Raw genomic sequence first — 18966 nt, 5'->3', positions numbered from 1 at the left:
GGAATAGAGCCTATAGCCCTTTCTGAAAAAACAACCCCTTATGAGGTTTGCACTCCATTAATTCTTCAGCTAAAGAAGAGCAACATTGGAAGGAGTAAATCCACAATAATCCGTAGCATCCGATGTAAAAGTGACTATTAGGTTGGCTTTGTATCCAGATCAACAGTTATCGTTGTTTTAACACCAATAATGAGTCAGGATGGTCAAGGTTGAATCGATGAAGGTCTATGACTCGTATCCCCAAATTAACTTACGATCGCGGTACGCTGATTTTGCATCCCCCACCGAGGGGAAAAACTTGGGTTGATTATGCCACTTGGGACGATCGAGTAGAAAAATTTCGTATTTTGGGGATTCATTATCGCCGGTTAATAGAAACGTTGTGGGAGGAAAAGGCCGTATTTGACGATCGCGCAAAAGAATTTTACCCCATAGAGTTAATTCCTGCCTTAGAAATGACTCCCTATCCCCACCAGGTGGAGGCTCTGCAAGCGTGGCGGGATGCCCAACGTCAGGGGGTGGTGGTTCTGCCGACGGCTGCGGGAAAGACCTATTTGGCTCAATTAGCCATGCAGATTACGCCCCGAACGACATTGATTGTTGTTCCAACGTTAGATTTAATGCATCAATGGTATGCCCATCTGAAGGCAGCTTTTCCAGATGTGGAGGTGGGGTTATTGGGGGGTGGATCGCGCGATCGCTCTCCTGTCCTTGTGGCAACCTATGATAGTGCGGCGATTCATGCGGAGGCGTTGGGGTCTCGCTATGGGTTGCTCATCTGCGATGAGTGTCATCATTTACCGACTGAGTTTAGTCGCGTGATTGCTGAATATGCGATCGCTCCCTATCGGTTAGGCTTAACTGCGACGTTAGAGCGAGCGGACGGACGACATCAAGATTTAGCCTTCTTGTTGGGGGAAACGGTGTATCAGAAAACGGTGCAAGAGTTATCGGGTAAGGCTTTAGCCCACCATGAGGTGGTGCAAATTAAGGTGAAATTGTCCCAACAGGAAAAGCAGCGATATGAAGTATTAATTGAAGAGAGGAATCAATTTCTGCGATCGTCTAACATTTTCCTGGGTTCCGTGAAAGGCTGGCAACTCTTTGTCCGCGCCAGTTGCAGGTCTCCAGAAGGCCGTAGGGCGATGTTAGCACATCGTGAGGCCAAGGCGATCGCCCTGTCAACTGATAGTAAACTCCGCGTTCTTCAAGACCTCCTCAGTCAACATTATCCCGAAAAAATCCTCATTTTTACCGCTGATAATGCCACTGTTTATCAAATTTCCCAAACTCTCCTTATTCCCGCTATTACCCACCAAACCCCCGTCAAAGAACGCCATGATATGCTTACCCGCTTCCGTCAAGGAGAATATCAAACTTTAGTCGCTTCCCACGTTTTAAACGAAGGTGTTGATGTTCCCGATGCTCGCATTGCTATTATTTTATCCGGAACTGCATCCAAGCGCGAATATATTCAACGGTTAGGGCGAGTTTTGCGTAAAGGTTCTCAAAAAAATAAACAGGCTATTCTCTATGAAGTGATCGCTGAAAACACAGCAGAAGAGCGCACCTCAGAACGTCGCCGAGGAGAACCCAAACAAGAATCTACTTCCCTCACTCCCTTACGTTTGATTTATGGTCAAGGAGAGACTCAAACCCAGCGAGCAGCCGAACACTCTTCATCCTATTCCACAGATATAGAAAAGAACAAAGGCAAAGACGATCTCTAAATTATGCCTGATTGCGATTAGAATGATCGGCTAACCAATGGGATAAATCTTCCAGAGCAGCTAATTGAAAAATAGCAACGCTGAGTAACTCTAAATCAGATGAAGATAACTCTTCTATCTGTTTTTTGAGACTCTGTTCCAGCTCTCCAAAACGCTGTTCAAGTAACCGCAATATTAATTTAAGTTGTCCCAAAAATTCTCCCTCTGCGCGTCCTTCTTCACGTCCTTCTTCACGTCCTTCTTCACGTCCTTCTTCACGTCCCTGTGCAAGTCCTTCTTCACGTCCCTGTGCAAGTCCATCTATTCTCGCTTGCACCGCGTAACCTTGCTGGTCTAGCAGCCAGATTTCATTTTGGTGTAACTCTTCTGCTTCCTTTGGACTTAAATTAGCTCGATTAGCAATTTCTAGAGCTTTGCCAATTTCTGGCACTTCTTCTAGACGACTGGGAATCATCTGTAAATTAGGTGCTTCTTTCATAAAATAAATCCATTTGTCGGTCAAGGTATCCAATTCGTCCAGGGATTTATTAAATTTTTGTAACTCTACAAATATCAGTTCGATCTGTTCGCCCGGATAGTCAAATGATAATTTTTTTTCCTTTAAACAAAAGTGAGTGATAATGGGGTCAACCTTTGGAAACAGAGGAAAATCGACAATCGTTAGGGAAATTACCGGTTGCAGTCGGGTATAACTTTGGGCAACACTGAGTTGATTACCATAGGTTTTAGCACAGTTATATAAGACTCGCTTTTTAAATGCAGGGGTATTATATAATTGCATTTCGATCAGGACCGTGGTGCCGTTGTTTAAGATGGCTTTGACATCAAGATAGCTGTCTTTGATGATTCTAATGTCACTTTGATTAGAAGGATCGATAATGTCTAGGTCAGTAATTTCTGAGCGACCTTCATAGATAAGAGCGTTTAAGAAGCTAATCAGGATATCTTTACTTTGTTGGGAGCCAAAAATACGCTTAAAGGCGAAATCGGTTTTGGGACTGATAAATTCCATGATTTTATCCTCTAACTTTAGAATCCTGAAACTTGCTGGAGTAGATTTATTAATCCTACTTCTTTTAATTGTGCCAATTGTTGAGCATCTCGGACTAATAAAGCTCCAGCAAATCCTAGGGAATTGACAGAAATAGAGTGCCAAGAGTCCTGGGAGCGGGGAATGACCATCATCCAGCGGCGGGTCATAAGTAAATTATAGGCTCCGGTTTGTTGAATGCCTGGGTTGTCTTGTTCTAAGCGTCCCACATGCCGCAGGAGCTGATAGTAGCAGTTAAGGCTCACCTGAGCGGCGTTTTCTGGACTGTTAATTATCTGAGGGTCAAAAAAGCGAATCGCATGGGGAAAGGGCAGTTGATGGCTTTGATAGGGACTACTCTGAGGTGATTTGGAGTCGAATACCATCTCGATGGGAATGGCAATGCCTTGGGGAATCAGGGGAAGGGGAACGAGTTGTAGGTGTTTGTGGGGTTGACTTGCCCCCGCATCGGTTCCACCATTGTAGAATCCGAGACCGTCAATTTCCGCTAGGGCGAACCACAAAGCTTGAAAATCGGCAAGGGTAAGCCAATTGTCCTGGGGTTCAAAGTCACGGGTGACAATCAGGATATGGCGATCTACGACGTTGTATTTGTTGAGCAGACAGTGGTGGGTGGGGGAGATATTGGTAACGAAGAGGTCGCGATCGCAGGGCAAAAATGGATTAACTGGTTTGCTAGACTCTGAAGAGACTTGTTGCTTGCGTTTTTGGGCTTCTTTGCGGGCTAGGTTAGAAATAATTCTGACAAGAAAGGGAATACCCCGATCTTCGATGATTTCGTAGTCAGTGAGAATGGGATGTAGGGCCCCGCAACTTAAAGCATACTGAGTTTGTTGGCGAATTCGGTCACTTAATGTGCCAGGGGTGAATAATGGGGAATTCGTTTGCATCCGTAAATTGGGGGCCCTTAGTTTCTTCAGCCTTATGATAGGGCTTTCAGGGGTAGATTTAAACGGCCAGAGCTTCAGGTTCGCTGATGCAGAGGCGATCGCATAATATCTCAGTCACTAACTTGACATTTTCTGGCTCATGCCCTTGATAAATTTCCAGATGTGCAGAAGGGGGAGCTTCAAATAATAGGTATTCTTGGGGGAATACCACCCGTTCAAAATACCAGTTGGGAATATTGGTAATTCGGGCAATCTGAATCGATTCAGTTCCGTTTTTATAGCTACAGACTAAACGCTGAGACTGGAGTTGAGATAAGGCATCAAGAATTTGGCTCATGTTAAGAGGAGATTAATTGACTTTTAACTAAATGGTCTGCATCTCTGAGAACGGGATCAGAGCAGGGCTATATCCCAAAAAAACATAACCCAATACTATCATACCTATTTTTTTATCTTTAGGTCGATCATGGAAAAAATACATAACCAACATGCGAATTCAGGTGATTTTTGTCTGGAAAGTAAATATTCTAGGAAAAGATCGTGCTTAAATGTTGATCCTAAAATCTAGGATGAGAAATTGCCAATTGCCCGTTTGAGCGGTTGCGATCGCCCCCTTTTCCCCATATGCTAAATAAATCTAGACCAAATCTTACATAACTTGGGTCAATCGAGTTTAATTAACCATATGGGACAAAAACGTAACTTAACTGCAATCATCACAGGCGCATCCTCTGGAGTCGGCTTATACGCAACTAAGGCTATGGCTAAACGGGATAACTGGCATGTTATCATGGCTTGCCGTAACCTAGAGAAGGCTGAAGCGGCGGCTAGGGAATTGGAGATTCCCAAGGATGCGTATACAGTTATGCCTTTAGATCTAGCAGATTTACAGAGTGTGCGTAACTTTGTTAATACCTTCCATGAAAGTAAACGGCCTCTAGATGTACTATTGTGCAATGCGGCAGTATATCTACCGTTGCTGAAAGAACCCCAGCGATCGGTAGATGGTTATGAGGTTAGTGTCGCGACGAACCACCTGGGTCATTTTCTTCTATGCAACCTACTCTTAGACGATCTGATTCAGTCTAAATTCTCCAACCGTCGCCTGATTATCCTGGGCACAGTGACGGCAAATACGAAAGAGTTAGGAGGTAAAATTCCCATTCCTGCCCCTCCCGATTTAGGAGATATGAAAGGATTAGAACAAGGATTTAAAGCCCCAATTTCCATGATTGATGGTAAGAAATTTAAGTCAGGTAAAGCCTACAAAGATAGTAAACTTTGTAATATGCTTATTACCCGCGAACTCCATCGCCGCTATTATGAATCGACTCAAATTGTGTTCAATTCGCTCTATCCCGGATGTGTAGCGGATACGCCTCTATTCCGCAATCATTATCCCCTATTCCGTACAATTTTCCCCCTATTTCAAAAGAATATTACGGGTGGCTATGTTTCCCAAGAATTAGCTGGAGAACGGGTTGCCGACGTAATGGCAGAGCCAGAATATCAACAATCTGGAGTTCATTGGAGTTGGGGAAACCGGCAAAAAGAAGGTCGCCAAGCGTTCGCGCAAGAACTTTCAGCCGAAGGAAGTGATATGGAAAAGGCAAAACGTTTATGGGACTTGAGTGAAACGTTAGTGGGATTGTCTTAATCAGAATTGAGGAGGGAAAGTGCCTCTCTCACAAGAGAGGGCAATATCTTGTCGATTCACCAAACCAATCGTATCAAGAGGGGCAAACGGCTGTTCGCCCCTATACCCTGTCTGCTTTTCATTTAAAAACGCTATAGAACGCCTTTAGCAACTTCTCTTTCAAGGATCGATGACAGTACAAAGCGCTAATGTAGCGATGGATTTATGTTAACCATCAGTGTCCTCACCTGTTTCGTATCATTGTGTTAAACTCTGTTGCAGTTTAGTTACATTACTCCCCAACTGGCCCAGAAAATCCCCAGGAAATGGTAGGATTCGATCCGTGTTGTGTAACGATTGTGGAGAAAACCTTTGGGTATAAGGGTTGCTGTAGTAGGATCGGGGCCAGCAGGTTCAAGCACTGCTGAGACCCTAGCAAAGGCAGGGATTGAAACTTATCTGTTTGAGCGTAAGCTAGACAACGCGAAACCCTGCGGTGGAGCCATTCCCCTCTGTATGGTAAGTGAATTTGACTTACCCCCTCAGATTATTGACCGGCGCGTGAGAAAGATGAAAATGATCTCACCGTCTAACAGAGAAGTCGATATTAATATAGAGCGGGACGACGAATATATTGGCATGTGTCGCCGAGAAGTGCTAGATGGCTTCATGCGCGATCGCGCAGCCGAACTTGGCGCTACTTTAATTAACGGAACTGTCCAAAGACTGGAAATTCCCACCAATAGCACAGATCCCTATACCCTGCACTATAGCGACCATTCTCAGGGAGGCACGGTTGGAGTGGCGAAAACTCTCCAGGTTGATGTCGTCGTCGGTGCAGATGGGGCGAACTCCAAAGTCGCTAAAGCTATCAAAGCAGGAGACTATAACTACGCGATCGCCTTCCAAGAGCGTATCCGTATTCCCGATCATCTCATGAACTATTATGAAGACTTGGCAGAAATGTATGTCGGAGACGATGTATCGCCAGACTTCTACGCTTGGGTATTCCCCAAATACGACCATGTGGCTGTCGGAACGGGAACCATGAAAGTTAACCAAGCCAAAATTAAACAACTGCAAGCCGGAATTCGCGCTCGTGCAGCCAAGCGCTTGGTTGGTGGAGAAATTATCAAAGTGGAAGCTCACCCCATCCCCGAACATCCCCGTCCCCATCGAGTACGCGGTCGGGTTGCCCTCGTGGGTGATGCAGCAGGAACCGTAACCAAGTCTTCTGGAGAAGGCATCTACTTTGCTGCTAAGTCTGGTCGCATGTGTGCCGAGGCGATCGTCGAATTTTCTAACAACGGTCAACGCATTCCCACGGAAGACGATCTCAAGATTTACATCAAACGCTGGGATAAGAAATATGGCCTGACCTACAAGGTACTGGATATCCTGCAACAGGTTTTCTATCGTACCGATGCTACCCGGGAAGCCTTTGTAGAAATGTGTTCTGACAAAGACGTACAACGACTGACCTTTGACAGCTACTTGTACAAAACTGTGGTTCCCGCGAATCCCTTGATCCAAATGAAGATTACTGCGAAAACCATTGGTAGCTTGCTCCGGGGTCATGCCTTAGCCCCTTAGGTGCTGTAACTTACTGTACGTATCGCTAATACGAATCAACATCGATACGATCCTCCCTCCCATACAGAGGGGGGATTTTTAATGGTCATTGCTCTGGACTTATTTAGAATAATTTGCAATAATGATCTTGTTAAACCTCACGACACAGATGAGGGTGAACAACGAAATTGATTACAGATTGAGGAAATAGATAGATGCTCCAAACGACTCTGGCACAGACCTTATCGATCGCCATAGAATCAGTATGTCCTCTAGCTTTGTCAGCCTTATTTATTGGATTCTGCTCCGCAGTGGTTGCAGCCTTCCGAAAAGCCATCCCTCAGATGAAACGGCTGCATTCTGTGCCTTGCAATTATTGTGTTTATTTTACAGGCTGTCATTATCTCAAATGCACCGTTCACCCGTCTAAAGCATTAACAGAAGAGGCCGTTGACTGTCGGGACTTTGAACACCTATCGTACCGAAAATCTTGTTGCACCAAGGGTTGTAAGAGTTAGTGAATCGAAAGAAGGGAAACCCTGAATTTTCAAGGTTTCCCAATTAACCATCTATATAAAACAACTGGAGAACTCAGATCCTATTGAGGAGCAGCGATAAAGATCAGGGTTGTAATCAATATTACTACAGCAAGGGCAGGAACAATCAATAACACCCGACGGTAAACTGCGGCACTGCGATCTTGGACTCCATTGCCAAAAGTTCGCAATAATCCCAACCTTCGCAGTTGTTTCAGATAATAGGTATCATAACGGGCCATTCGTGCAAACGGAAGGTCACCTTGCGATCGCTGGGGCAAAATCCGCCGCCGTTGATACGGGACAATATCATCTCCGAAGTTTTCTTCATATTCTTCAGTATCAAGCAACTGATCGATAAATCCGCGCAACCCTTTGGTGGCTAAAACAATTGACCAAGCCAGCTTTTCTTGGGGATTATACACTTCACGTCCTAAAAAGCGTTGAATGCACATTTCGACAAACCGATAATTATTATTGGTGTCGTAATTCAAGCGCCGAAACGAATCCGACAGAGCCAAACCGCGCATAAAGCCGCGCACGGTAATTTCGCCGTGACGGAATTGTGATTCTAGAGCAGGTTGGCGATTAAACGCGATCATTTGTTGTTCATTAAACACCTGTCGATAACCGGCCCAAATAATTTCATCGATTTCTGTTCCTTTGGGCAAGTTTTCAGCGCTGTAAATCCTCGGTTGTTCATCCCCAGGAATTTCATAGTTTTTGACTCGCTGATTTTGGCTCGACAGTGGATAAGTTAAAAGGGGAAGGTTCATGTCACACTTTTGTCCGTTGAGTTGTCAAAAAGAGATACCGATCCCCCTGAAGAAGGGGGATTTTTGGCAATTAGGTCAGTCCTGCTCGACTGATTTCGAGCAAAATAAAACTGGCAAAAATTACGCCACCCAAACCCCCAACTAGAAAGCCGGAAGTGAATAAACTCCAATCTTTGTAGCCTTTGATGTTGTCCGGTAGAACTCCTCGTGGTTTTTGTCCGGGTTGGAAGATTGCCGATCCATATAAGAACAGACAAATACTGAGAATCAGTACTAAACCGGAGGCACTGCCAAATCCAGCTAAAAGAGCGGAATCTGTATCGCGCAAGGGCCCGAGTTTCAGGAATGGGCCCAGAAGTAAATAACCGTGGGCCATGCCAATTTCTAATCCTCGGGCAATGGGAGATAATCCTTTCCGATAAATGGGGAGATTTTTCACCCAAGTTAGACTAAGCTGACTGCTGTTTAGGGGAGTAGCGAGATTACCTTGTTGGAAGTCGTTTGCGTAGGGTTGTACGATCCCTGAAAATAGGGGCTGATTAAATTGAGTATCCCCAAATAAGGCTTCTGGATTGAACTTCATGTTACTGAAAACAAACCCAGCCGCGATCGCCCGTGCCCTCAGTGCATGCCAAAAATGACCGGCTAAGAGCAGACTGGCAAAAATGATATGAAACAACATTAACCAAGTTCGCACAGTGATGGTGCCATCGACCGTTAAGGTTTCAGCAGGCCCGTAGAATACGGAAGGATAGACCGTCTCATTCACCCAAACCAAGTAGGCAGCGAAGTAACCCATGTAAGCTAGAGCCGCTTGAGAGTAAGACAAATAAGCCTCACCCGACCAGACAAACAGCCCTTTAGCCCAAGTAGTGGGCTGGGTATAAATATGCCAAATTCCACCAAAAATACAGAGGATACCAATCCAAACATGACCGCCCACCACATCTTCTAGGGTGTTTACTGCGGCCATACCTTGCAGTGTCCAGCCATCGGGGGTAATGCCCACCACATAGCCAAAAATGGTTAGGGGGTTGAGTGTGGGATCGGTGACCAAGCGAACATCGGCGATCGCCGGATCGTATAATCCTCCTACTACAGTCGCCTTGAGTACCAGCAACAGCGCCCCCATTCCCAGCAACACCAAGTGAATGCCGAGAATACTGGTCATTTTGCCCCCATTTTCCCAGTCATAGCCAAACCCTTTTGCATCAAGGGTTTCCGGCCCAAGGACTGCATGATAGATTCCCCCAGCTCCCAGAATGGCAGAACTGATTAAATGAACCACACCAATGGAAAAATAGGGAAAGGTATCAATAATTTGTCCTTCAGCTCCCACTCCAATCCCTAATGTTGCCAGATGAGGCAGCAAGATCAGACCTTGGTTATAAATGGGCAAGTCAGGATTGAGGCGTGAGAGTTCAAACAACGTCATTGCCCCAGCCCAGAGGACAATTAATCCTGCATGGGCAATATGAGCGCCCAGCAACTTACCCGACAGATTGACAAAGCGGAAGTTACCCGCCCACCAGGAATAGGGATTAACAGAATCTTTAACGTAGTCGGTTTCCGGAGAACTTCCTGGAAACGCTACAGAAGTTAAGTTAGCACTCGTCATAATTAACTTACCTGCCCTCGTGTCGATGTAATGACACGGCCTTCAACAAAGCTGTATCCTGCTGCTCGCAAGGCATGGAAGAGATGGCCTTGTAGAAAGAAGAAGCCCAGCCAAAAGTGAGCGTTGGCGAGCCAAACCCGTACCGTTAATGCACCATCCGTGCTGGTAAAGACCGGGAAGCGATCGAACGTTAACGATAAGGTAGGGCCGTAAAATTCTGTGGGAAATACCGTGGAGTTAACAGAGACAAACAAGGTGGCGATAAAGGCCATTAGGCTAACCGCACCGATGCTATACGAAAGATAGCCCTCACCTGACCAAACAAAGAGGTTTTTGGCCCAAGAGAAGGGAGTTGTTTGGATGTGCCAAATTCCACCAAAAATGCAGATTGCACCGATCCAAATATGTCCACCGATGACATCTTCTAGGTTGTCCACACTGGCTAGCCAGTATTTTCCTTGAGTGCCAAAGAAATAACCAAAAATCACGGAGGGGTCTAAGGTAGGATTGCTGACGACGCGCACATTTTGTACTACAGGGTCATAAATTCCTCCTAAAATTATGGCTTTGGCCACAAGGAGAAACGCGCCTATACCGAGTAAGACCAGATGAATACCAAGAATCGTAGTCATTTTGTTGGCATCATCCCAGCGATAGCCGAAGAAGGGAAAGTTTTGTTCCAGAGTGTTCGGCCCTTTGAGGGCGTGGAATATTCCGCCAGCTCCCAGGAACGCAGAGCTGATGAGATGCAAAACCCCGATGACGAAGTAGGGATAGGTATCAATGATTTGACCTCCTTCTCCGACTCCCCAACCCAATCGCGCTAGGTTGGGCAGAACAATCAATCCTTGTTCGTACAGAGATTGATCGGGTTTATACCCAGATACTTCAAAGAGGGTAATTGACCCTGCCCAGAGTACAATCAGTCCAGCGTGGGCCACATGAGCGCCCAATAGTTTTCCAGAAAGGTTGACCAGACGAGCATTCCCGGCTCGCCAGGGAATGGCTTGCATGGTGTCAGTGGCAACTGCCATAAGATACACTCCTCTTATTCAGATTGTTGTATTTGTAAGCCTGTAGGTACGATTAAGGTGACATCTTTGGCTACGAAGTCAAAGAACGTGTTAAACCGTACTCCTTTTTCTGCTATGCGGGCCCGATAGGCGTGCCAGATATGACCAACCAGGGCGATAAATCCAAGGGCGGCATGGACGCTTGAGAGGACGGCTCGGATTCCGGATTCACCAACGGGGCCGTAAAAGGCACTGGGATAGGCAATGTCGTTGACGGTGACAAAGCAAGCGACGCTGAAACCGGCGATCGCCAACGCTCCTAAGCTGTAAGATAAATAGGCTTCTGCTGACCACACCAGCCTTTGCTTGGCCCAATCGAGGGGTTTAGAAACCAGGTGAAAAATCCCCCCACTAATGCAGAGTATGCTGACCCAGACATGACCTCCGATCACATCTTCCAAGCTATTCACGCTGGCCATTCCGGTCATCGTCCAGCCATCGGGACTAATCCCCACGAGATAACCAAAGATTTGTCCAGGATCGAGATTGGGTTGCACCAAGCGGACTTGCTCAATTAGGGGATCGTAGATGCCCCCAAAGCGAGTGGCTTTCATCACCAGTAGTGCCGCTCCCATTCCTAGTAATAGGAGATGAATGCCGAGAATCGTGGTCATTTTGTTGCCATCTTTCCAGTCATAGCCAAATCCTTTGATATCCAAAGTGTCCGGCCCGAGAACGGCGTGGTAAATTCCACCCGCTCCCAGGACAGCAGAGCTAATCAGGTGCAGCATCCCAATCAGGTAGTAGGGATAGAGATCCACGATTTGTCCTCCATCTCCTATCCCCCAACCGAGGGTGGCTAGATGAGGCAGCAAGATCAGGTTTTGCTCGAACATCGGTTGCGAGGGATCAAACTGGGACAGCTCAAACAGAGTCATTGCTCCTGCCCAGAGAACGATTAGACCCGCATGGGCAACATGCGCTCCTAATAATCGCCCGGAAAAGTCGATAAATCGAGCATTGCCTTCGAGTAAGGGGGCCCCAGATTGAGGATTGTCGCCTGGAGACCAGCCCAAGGCTTGGAAGGCTGGCTTCCAGAAGATTGATACGGCCATTTGCATTCCTCAAGTATCCAAACAACAGCGCAAATGAGAACTCGATACCCTCTATTCATGCAAGAATACTAAGGGAAAGAGAATTACTCAGATGAGAATAATTTTCACTAAATTGAATTATAGGGATAGAGGCAATTTTCTGGAATAAAATTCACATATCGTTACATTCTCTGGAAAAAATCGCTAAATAGTCCATTTTATAGGGTTTACAGTGCGATCGATCGTTACGAGATTTCAAGGGCTGAGAGGGCAAGCAAATCTTAATTAAGAGTATTTCTTAATTAAATAGACTCATAATAACTTTAATTTAGAGAATAGCTATTTAGTATCTCGCAGTATTTGAGATTTGTTGCAAGTCAGTAGGACAGGATTCCCCCTCTTCTGTCACTTTCCACAAAAAAGGGGGAATGATGGTTTCTGGGTCAAGTTTAAGAAGTGCGATCGCTGAACTCGATTTTGGGAAATAGTTGAAAATACTGAGTAATATCTAGCTGATCCGTCTGATTAAGACTGTCTTCTTGTAGTTGAGTGAGTAACGTTTTGCTTTGCAGGAGCAGTTGGTGAATATCTAATCCGGCGTATTCTGGTTGATAGCGACTTAAGCGGCTAATACCTTCACCAAGTAAAATCATCGCCCCCCGCAAATTTTGATGACTGAGATGATAAATACCGACAGCAATTTGCAAAATCCCTTGATAGAGCGTGCGTTCGGGTTCAGAGGCTTCTAGCCAAATGGCTTCTAGGGTATCGTGACAAGCATAAAACTCTTGTTGATTAAATTGTTGAATGCCGTGCCAAAATTCGGGGGGCAGTTGATTACACATGAGATTTGGTTTTACTCAGACTCTCGATCGTCTTGATGCAACTGTTCTAGGCTCTCTTCTAAACTATTATTACTAGAGGCGATCGCCCTCGAACAAGACCAACTACTGGGTAACATGGCTGGCCAGCCTTTACGGATTGCTTCTGGACAGATGGCATGAATGGTGAGTTGACAATCAATCATCTGTACACCGGTTTTCGAGGCTTGTTTTAAGCTTTGCTTGAGAATCGTATCATTCTTAAATTCTAGGGTTTGGTTGCACTGAACGCAGACAATGTGATGATGGTGATGGGGATAGGGATGATTTAACTCGTAATGTTTGTGACCTTCAGCAAGTTCTAGTTCACGAATAATCCCCATTCTAGCCATCAGTTTCACCGTGCGGTAAATAGTCGATAGGCTAATCCTCTCACCCCTCTGTTTGAGGAGATCGTGGAGTTCTTCGGCGCTCAGATGGTTTCCCCTAGGAAGATTCTGAAAAACATGCAAAATCGTTTCCCGTTGTGGAGTTAAGCGCCAACCTTTGGAATTGAGTTCGGCTTTGAGGGAAGTGGGAGTATAGAGAGACATAAAAATTCTCAATAACAGTGATGTTATTCATAATTATAAGGCGAGAATTACTGATTTGCAAAAAAACAAGCTTATTGAGAATAACTCGCAATGTACCCAACTCGACTGTTTCCGCTACATTCTCCATGACCGGACTCAAAGAATCCCCAGACTGAACAGATGGGGATTACTCCAGCGTCCTAAGCACTTTTATACTCGTCTTTAGATTCCGGTAAAGTAAGGATTTCTACTCCACTGTCGGTAACGGCGATCGTATGTTCAAACTGGGCAGAGAGCTTGCCATCTTTCGTGATGGCTGTCCAATTATCATCTAAAACCTGCGCTTCATAAGTTCCTTCATTAATCATCGGCTCAATCGTAAATACCATACCTTTACGCAAGCGTTTGCCCTTGCCCTTTACCCCATAATGGGGAACCTGGGGAGCCGTATGAAATTCACGATTAATCCCATGACCGACAAAATCGCGCACGACAGAAAACCCATGGGCTTCTGCATACTCTTGAATCGCTGCGCCAATATCTCCAATTCTCCCCCCTGGTTTGACCGCCGCAATCCCGCGCATCATACATTCATAGGTCACTTCTACTAACTTTTTGGCAACTGGAGAGGGTGTTCCCACAAAAAATGTCCGCGATGTATCGCCATAATAGCCATCGAGAATCGGAGTCACATCGATATTGATAATGTCGCCATCCTTGAGTTTTTGTTTAGCATTGGGGATACCGTGACAAATCACCTCATTTACACTGGTACAAATGGATTTGGGGAATCCGTTATATCCCAAGGGCGCACTAATGGCTCCATTTTCACGAGTCCAGCGCTCGGCTTCATCATTTAACTCTAAGGTACTGACTCCCGGTTGCACCATGGGTGCTAAGTGATCCAGTAACTGACTGGCTAAGATTCCTGCTTTCCGCATTTTGTCGATTTCACGCCGCGATAATAATACGATCGTTTCGCTTCCCATGTTTCTAATATCTCAAAGGTGATCACTCTTTACCCATGATAGGGGAATCGGGGGATAGGGGGATACGGGGATCTTTCAAGGGAATGATTTTAAGATTCGAGTCAGGAAGACACGGAGAAACGGGGACACGGGGACACGGAGAATGAGATGACTCTATAAAATTTAGGGCGCTCTGAGGGTCTATGGATGCACAATCATGAAAATCATTCACTTGTCAGGATACGGGGATGGGGAGATATCCACTAATCTCCGTAGGGTGAAGCACGACAAGAAAGTTGACAAAAATTCATCAAAACTAATACTCATTCACTTTAGTTCAAAAAAGTACCCCAATTGCTTTAAAAGAGATTGCGAGTTGTTCAATCTTGATGCAGAAGAGGTAACCTCAAAAAATAACGAAGTGATGGTGCATACCTGCAATAAAGGATAAAAAATGCCCATCATACCCTCCTTTACCTTAAGAATTGAGGAGAATATTATGAAAGAAACAGGAGTATTGAGCAGCCGTAATGTGGCCATTGTTGGCCCTTACATGAGTGGTAAAACCACGCTGCTCGAAAGTTTAGAATATGTCAGCGGCGCACTATCGCGCAAAGGCTCGACAAAGGACGGAACCAGTATTGGAGATGGATCGCCCGAAGCGCGATCGCAACAAATGAGTGTTGAAATTAATGTTGCCTCCACAGACTATCAAGACATTCATTTCACATTCCTCGACTGTCCCGGTTCCATCGAATTTGCCCAAGAAACCTACAACGCTCTTGTGGGCGTAGGTGCAGCCATTATTGTCTGCGAACCCGAACCCGATCGCATCCTCACCCTGGCTCCTCTGTTCAAATTCCTAGACGACTGGGAAATTCCCCATCTCGTCTTCATCAATAAAATGGATCGCGTCTGCACTGACGAAGAACGCTGCCTAACCAGTTTTTCCGCTCTGCTTACCGCTCTACAATCTGTATCTTCACGCCCGATCATTCCCCATCAATTCCCGATCGCCGCTCAAGACAAAATCATCGGTTATATCGACCTAGTCAGCGAACAAGCCTACCACTACCACCCCGATGCCCCTGCCGATCCGGTTCCCCTTCCAGAGTCCCTCAAAGATGCTGAAACTCAGGCGAGAACCCAGATGCTCGAAACCTTAGCTGACTTTGACGATCGCCTGCTCGAAGAACTGCTCGAAGACATCGAGCCTTCCCAGGAAGAAATCGTCAAAGACCTGAAAATGGAATTAGGAGCCGATTTAATCGTGCCCGTATTCCTCGGTGTGGCTTCCGAAGGCTATGGTGTGCGTCCGCTCCTGGATGCTCTGAAACGAGAAGCGCCCTCCCCAGATGTCACTTCAAAGCGGCGTGGAGTCGATCTAGACAGCGATACCCCCATTGCCCAGGTCTTAAAAACCTTTTACACTCCCCAAGGCGGAAAAATGTCTCTGATCCGCGTTTGGCAAGGAGAAATTACGGAAGGTCTAGTCCTCAATGGAGTCCGCCCTGGTGGAATTTATCGCCTATTCGGACAACAACAAAACTCAGTCTCCAAAGCCGGAATTGGAGAAATTGTAGCCCTAGCACGGATGGATGGGGTGTACACAGGAGATACCCTATCGCCAACGAAAAAGGTCGAAGGACTACCCAAAGCGGATAGAGTCCAACCGGTTTATGCCATGGCGATCGCCCCCCAAAACCGCAAAGACGAAGTCAAACTTACCCCGGCTCTCAACAAACTCCTAGAAGAAGACACTTCCCTCTATTGGGAACAACACGGAGACACCCATGAAGTTATCCTCTGGGGACAAGGGGAAATTCATCTCAAAGTCAGCCTAGAGCGACTCAACCGTAAATACAACATCCCCATGGCCACCCATTTACCCAGGGTTGCCTACAAAGAAACCATCCGTAAAACAGTTGAGAGCGTTCACGGACGCTATAAACATCAAAGTGGCGGTCACGGTCAATTTGGCGATGTCTACTTAAATATCCGCCCCTTGGAGAGGGGAGAAGGCTTTGCCTTTAATGACACCATCGTTGGTGGAGTCGTGCCTAAACAATATATTCCTGGTGTAGAAACCGGAGTACGGGAATATCTGAGCCAAGGGCCTCTAGGCTTCCCTGTGGTTGATGTGGGGGTTACTCTCACCAATGGGAGTTACCATAGTGTAGACAGTTCCGAACAAGCGTTTAAACAAGCGGCTCGGTTAGCGATGAACACAGGGATGAGTCAAGGTAAACCCACCTTACTCGAACCGATCGCCGCTATTACCATTTCTGCACCCACGGAATTTACCTCCAAAGTCTTGCAACTGCTCAGTGGTCGTCGCGGTCAAATTCTCGGTTATGAACCCTTCGACTCTTGGAAAGGATGGGATCAAACTTCTGCGTATCTTCCCCAAGCTGAAATGCAAAACTTTATTATTGAGTTGCGCTCTTTGACCATGGGGGTCGGTTTCTTTGATTGGAAGTACGATCACTTACAAGAAGTCCCGGATAAAATTGCCGATCGCGTTTTAGCAACCACGGGTGAATAGATGGCTTGCAGAAGTCAGGCAATTGTTAGGGTGGGCAGTGCCCACCCTCTTAAGGTGAGGAACAAGATGGCGAGTGGCGAGTTTGCGGCAGTTGGACAATTCTCCATCTCGAATATTGAGGAAAGAGACGATGCGCGAGTCAGTGATTTATCAGGAAATTCACGAAGAAGGTCTGCTCGAAGGCATTCAGCGAGGCATTCAGCAAGGCATTCAGCGAGGTTTACAACGGGAAATTTCTTTAGTTACTCGTCTCTTGACGCGACGAGTGGGGGAACTCTCTCCGGAATTGGAAGCGCAGATTCAGTCTTTGTCTGTGGAAACGTTGGAAGATTTGGGGGAAGCGCTGCTAGATTTTACTGGCGTTGAGGATTTAGTGTCTTGGTTGGGCGATCATGCTGGGTAGCGATCGCCCAAATTTCCCCTAACATAGACAATACCCTTCCGATTACCCTGAATGCCTTGGCCTACGACAACGCTTGCAAATACCTTGCCGAAAAATTTCCAGAGTCCTTCATCCAATGGTTGCTTCCCCTAGGGCCACCCACCCCCGTTGAAGTCCTCAAAACCGAACTGATACAAGAACCCATCCGTGCAGACTCCCTGACGTTCTTAAAAGCGGGTAATCAAATTCTGCACATCGAGTTTGAAACCCGTCCCTACTCCGAACCTCCCCTACCCTTCCGGATGCTTGACTACTATGTGAGACTCAAACGGCAATATGGTGGCTCCGTGCATCAAGTGGTAATTTTCTTGAGAGAAATAGTGTCAGAACAAGTTTTGCTCTCCAAGTATGAGGACGGAGCAACTCGACATCCCTACCAAGTGATTAGACTCTGGGAACAAGACCCCAATTTTCTCCTCTCTTCCACCGGTTTACTGCCCTTAGCTACCTTATCGAAAACCAACGAACCACGCCAGTTACTACAGCAAGTGGCTAATCAGGTTGCTACAATCGAGGAGACTAAACAACAAGCAGATGTCCTCGCTTGTAGTCAAGTGCTGGCAGGTTTGAGATTTGACAAAAAGTTAATTAGACAATTATTGAGGAAAGAGACGATGCGCGAGTCCGTGATTTATCAGGAAATTCATGAAGAAGGTCTTCTAGAAGGAATTCAGCAAGGAATTCAGCAAGGACAGAAAAGAGAAGCGGTCTCTTTTGTCATGCGCCAATTAACACGACGAGTGGGGGAACTTGCTCCAGAACTAGAAGTCCAGATTCAGTCTTTGTCAGTGGACACTCTGGAAGATTTGGGGGAAGCGCTGCTCGATTTTACGGGAGTTGAGGATTTGGTGTCTTGGCTTGGGGAGCGACTATCTTAATGTTGAGGAAGTGGAACTGATGACTGTTGACGAAGCGCTGGCGATCGCGTTAGCGATGCGTAGCATTATCGCCGAAACTCTTCTAGATGGAGAAGGACTCAACGATGTCCAGCAGTTCATCTTTCGGCAATGTTGGCAAGGAAGATGTTCCTATCCGCAAATCGCTGAAGCTTCCAATTACGATGATGAGTATATCAAATCCGTCGCCGCTAAACTCTGGAAACAACTCTCAGGGGTTCTCGACGAAAAGGTGAAGAAAGGTAACCTACAGGCAGTCTTTAAGCGATACTTGCGCCGAAATTCCATCATTTTGCATCGCACCCAGGAAATCGAAGTTAACCTCAATGGCGCAAATCTCAGTGGAGCTACCTTAAATTTAGCTAACCTCAGCAGTGAAGCTGTCTTACACGCTAAAACTTTAGAATCAGAACTACTGCCAGAAAATCCACCTGAAACCAACTCTTATCCAGAAGCTCCCAAATATCTCTGGAACGGTTGGCATTTTGATTGCGAAGCTCAACTCAAAATAGCCGAAGCCCTAGATCGCGCCAATGTTCTCTTCTTCCCCAATGCCAAAGCACGCCTCACCACATCAGACGGGAGAGAAAACAAAGACGCGCACTTCCTTGTGTTCCACCAAGGCAAATGGGGCATTCTGGAAGTCGTCTCTCCCGATCGGATAGCAAAAACGGGAGAGACAGACAACCCATTTGAACCCCATGGCATCTCCCTGATCCATTGCTGCGACTATAACCAATGCAACGAAGATGGCGATCGGGTTGTGCGAGAATTCCTAGAGCTTTTGACTCAAGAATAAAACTAGA

Annotated in this window: 18 protein-coding genes; 8 read left to right on the top strand and 10 right to left on the bottom strand. The window is 46.2% G+C overall.

Going from position 1 to position 18966, the window contains the following annotated elements; all coding sequences use genetic code 11:
* Positions 1-227 precede the first annotated feature (227 nt).
* Positions 228-1730, top strand: a complete 1503-nt coding sequence (locus J7545_RS01035; protein WP_318698849.1) for a DEAD/DEAH box helicase — start codon at positions 228-230, stop codon at positions 1728-1730.
* A 1-nt stretch (position 1731) separates the two neighbouring features.
* Here the strand turns inward: J7545_RS01035 and J7545_RS01030 are convergent, their stop codons facing one another.
* The 3 genes from J7545_RS01030 to J7545_RS01020 are packed head-to-tail and all read right to left on the bottom strand — an operon-like array spanning position 1732 to position 4008.
* Positions 1732-2742 (bottom strand): Rpn family recombination-promoting nuclease/putative transposase, encoded by a 1011-nt coding sequence (locus J7545_RS01030; RefSeq protein ID WP_318698848.1) that lies wholly within the window; start codon positions 2740-2742, stop codon positions 1732-1734.
* A 17-nt stretch (positions 2743-2759) separates the two neighbouring features.
* Positions 2760-3671 carry an ATP adenylyltransferase family protein gene (locus J7545_RS01025; protein ID WP_318698847.1) on the bottom strand — a complete coding sequence of 304 codons (912 nt, stop codon included), beginning with the start codon at positions 3669-3671 and terminating at the stop codon, positions 2760-2762.
* Positions 3672-3729: 58 nt separating this feature from the next.
* Complete coding sequence (locus J7545_RS01020; protein ID WP_318698846.1) at positions 3730-4008, bottom strand: DUF1830 domain-containing protein; 279 nt, start codon at positions 4006-4008, stop codon at positions 3730-3732.
* 348 nt (positions 4009-4356) lie between these two features.
* Here J7545_RS01020 and J7545_RS01015 point away from each other — a divergent pair, with 348 nt between their 5' ends.
* From J7545_RS01015 to J7545_RS01005, 3 genes are all read left to right on the top strand, one after another.
* Entirely contained in the window at positions 4357-5328 is a 972-nt protein-coding gene (locus J7545_RS01015; protein WP_318698845.1) for a protochlorophyllide reductase, read from the top strand.
* 351 nt (positions 5329-5679) lie between these two features.
* The gene (gene chlP / locus J7545_RS01010; protein WP_318698844.1) at positions 5680-6900 is read left to right on the top strand and encodes a geranylgeranyl reductase; all 1221 of its coding nucleotides are present in this window, start codon (positions 5680-5682) and stop codon (positions 6898-6900) included.
* Between the two features lie 194 nt (positions 6901-7094).
* A complete protein-coding gene (locus J7545_RS01005) occupies positions 7095-7397 on the top strand; it encodes a hypothetical protein (protein ID WP_318719007.1) in 303 nt (100 codons plus the stop codon).
* An 80-nt stretch (positions 7398-7477) separates the two neighbouring features.
* Here the strand turns inward: J7545_RS01005 and J7545_RS01000 are convergent, their stop codons facing one another.
* The 7 genes from J7545_RS01000 to map form a co-directional block, all read right to left on the bottom strand.
* On the bottom strand, positions 7478-8191 hold the full coding sequence (locus J7545_RS01000; protein WP_318698843.1) for a phycobilisome rod-core linker polypeptide: 714 nt from the start codon (positions 8189-8191) through the stop codon (positions 7478-7480).
* A gap of 70 nt (positions 8192-8261) precedes the next feature.
* Positions 8262-9809, bottom strand: coding sequence for a chlorophyll a/b binding light-harvesting protein (locus J7545_RS00995; RefSeq protein ID WP_318698842.1), 1548 nt, complete (start codon positions 9807-9809; stop codon positions 8262-8264).
* 2 nt (positions 9810-9811) lie between these two features.
* On the bottom strand, positions 9812-10843 hold the full coding sequence (locus J7545_RS00990) for a chlorophyll a/b binding light-harvesting protein (protein ID WP_318719006.1): 1032 nt from the start codon (positions 10841-10843) through the stop codon (positions 9812-9814).
* Positions 10844-10857: 14 nt separating this feature from the next.
* Positions 10858-11937: a chlorophyll a/b binding light-harvesting protein gene (locus tag J7545_RS00985; protein WP_318698839.1), complete on the bottom strand. Its 1080-nt coding sequence runs from the start codon at positions 11935-11937 to the stop codon at positions 10858-10860.
* A gap of 428 nt (positions 11938-12365) precedes the next feature.
* Entirely contained in the window at positions 12366-12761 is a 396-nt protein-coding gene (locus J7545_RS00980) for a DUF309 domain-containing protein (protein WP_318698838.1), read from the bottom strand.
* An 11-nt stretch (positions 12762-12772) separates the two neighbouring features.
* Positions 12773-13330 (bottom strand): transcriptional repressor, encoded by a 558-nt coding sequence (locus J7545_RS00975; protein WP_318698837.1) that lies wholly within the window; start codon positions 13328-13330, stop codon positions 12773-12775.
* A 179-nt stretch (positions 13331-13509) separates the two neighbouring features.
* Positions 13510-14298 carry a type I methionyl aminopeptidase gene (gene map / locus J7545_RS00970; protein WP_318698835.1) on the bottom strand — a complete coding sequence of 263 codons (789 nt, stop codon included), beginning with the start codon at positions 14296-14298 and terminating at the stop codon, positions 13510-13512.
* A gap of 478 nt (positions 14299-14776) precedes the next feature.
* On the opposite strand from map, the gene J7545_RS00965 reads away from it, so the two are divergent.
* The 4 genes from J7545_RS00965 to J7545_RS00950 all read left to right on the top strand — a co-directional run bounded on the left by J7545_RS00965 (position 14777) and on the right by J7545_RS00950 (position 18959).
* The gene (locus J7545_RS00965; protein ID WP_318719005.1) at positions 14777-16822 is read left to right on the top strand and encodes an elongation factor G; all 2046 of its coding nucleotides are present in this window, start codon (positions 14777-14779) and stop codon (positions 16820-16822) included.
* A 130-nt stretch (positions 16823-16952) separates the two neighbouring features.
* Complete coding sequence (locus J7545_RS00960) at positions 16953-17225, top strand: DUF4351 domain-containing protein (RefSeq protein ID WP_318719004.1); 273 nt, start codon at positions 16953-16955, stop codon at positions 17223-17225.
* A gap of 56 nt (positions 17226-17281) precedes the next feature.
* Complete coding sequence (locus J7545_RS00955; RefSeq protein ID WP_413039276.1) at positions 17282-18142, top strand: Rpn family recombination-promoting nuclease/putative transposase; 861 nt, start codon at positions 17282-17284, stop codon at positions 18140-18142.
* A 19-nt stretch (positions 18143-18161) separates the two neighbouring features.
* On the top strand, positions 18162-18959 hold the full coding sequence (locus J7545_RS00950; RefSeq protein WP_318719002.1) for a hypothetical protein: 798 nt from the start codon (positions 18162-18164) through the stop codon (positions 18957-18959).
* The last annotated feature ends 7 nt before the right edge of the window (positions 18960-18966 follow it).

Source organism: Roseofilum sp. SBFL (genome assembly GCF_017746885.1).
Classification (GTDB): domain Bacteria; phylum Cyanobacteriota; class Cyanobacteriia; order Cyanobacteriales; family Desertifilaceae; genus Roseofilum.
The sequence above is the reverse complement of the archived record's forward strand: the minus strand, read 5'-3'. Positions and strand labels throughout refer to the sequence as shown.

Coding starts and splice junctions, on each gene's coding strand:
- J7545_RS00975 (WP_318698837.1), bottom strand. CDS start 13,330: ATGTCTCTCTATACTCCCACTTCCCTCAAAGCCGAACTCAATTCCAAA.
- J7545_RS00950 (WP_318719002.1), top strand. CDS start 18,162: ATGACTGTTGACGAAGCGCTGGCGATCGCGTTAGCGATGCGTAGCATT.
- J7545_RS00960 (WP_318719004.1), top strand. CDS start 16,953: ATGCGCGAGTCAGTGATTTATCAGGAAATTCACGAAGAAGGTCTGCTC.
- J7545_RS01025 (WP_318698847.1), bottom strand. CDS start 3,671: ATGCAAACGAATTCCCCATTATTCACCCCTGGCACATTAAGTGACCGA.
- J7545_RS01030 (WP_318698848.1), bottom strand. CDS start 2,742: ATGGAATTTATCAGTCCCAAAACCGATTTCGCCTTTAAGCGTATTTTT.
- J7545_RS01020 (WP_318698846.1), bottom strand. CDS start 4,008: ATGAGCCAAATTCTTGATGCCTTATCTCAACTCCAGTCTCAGCGTTTA.
- J7545_RS01035 (WP_318698849.1), top strand. CDS start 228: ATGACTCGTATCCCCAAATTAACTTACGATCGCGGTACGCTGATTTTG.
- J7545_RS00990 (WP_318719006.1), bottom strand. CDS start 10,843: ATGGCAGTTGCCACTGACACCATGCAAGCCATTCCCTGGCGAGCCGGG.
- J7545_RS01015 (WP_318698845.1), top strand. CDS start 4,357: ATGGGACAAAAACGTAACTTAACTGCAATCATCACAGGCGCATCCTCT.
- J7545_RS00980 (WP_318698838.1), bottom strand. CDS start 12,761: ATGTGTAATCAACTGCCCCCCGAATTTTGGCACGGCATTCAACAATTT.
- J7545_RS00985 (WP_318698839.1), bottom strand. CDS start 11,937: ATGGCCGTATCAATCTTCTGGAAGCCAGCCTTCCAAGCCTTGGGCTGG.
- map (WP_318698835.1), bottom strand. CDS start 14,298: ATGGGAAGCGAAACGATCGTATTATTATCGCGGCGTGAAATCGACAAA.
- J7545_RS00995 (WP_318698842.1), bottom strand. CDS start 9,809: ATGACGAGTGCTAACTTAACTTCTGTAGCGTTTCCAGGAAGTTCTCCG.
- J7545_RS01000 (WP_318698843.1), bottom strand. CDS start 8,191: ATGAACCTTCCCCTTTTAACTTATCCACTGTCGAGCCAAAATCAGCGA.
- J7545_RS00965 (WP_318719005.1), top strand. CDS start 14,777: ATGAAAGAAACAGGAGTATTGAGCAGCCGTAATGTGGCCATTGTTGGC.
- J7545_RS01005 (WP_318719007.1), top strand. CDS start 7,095: ATGCTCCAAACGACTCTGGCACAGACCTTATCGATCGCCATAGAATCA.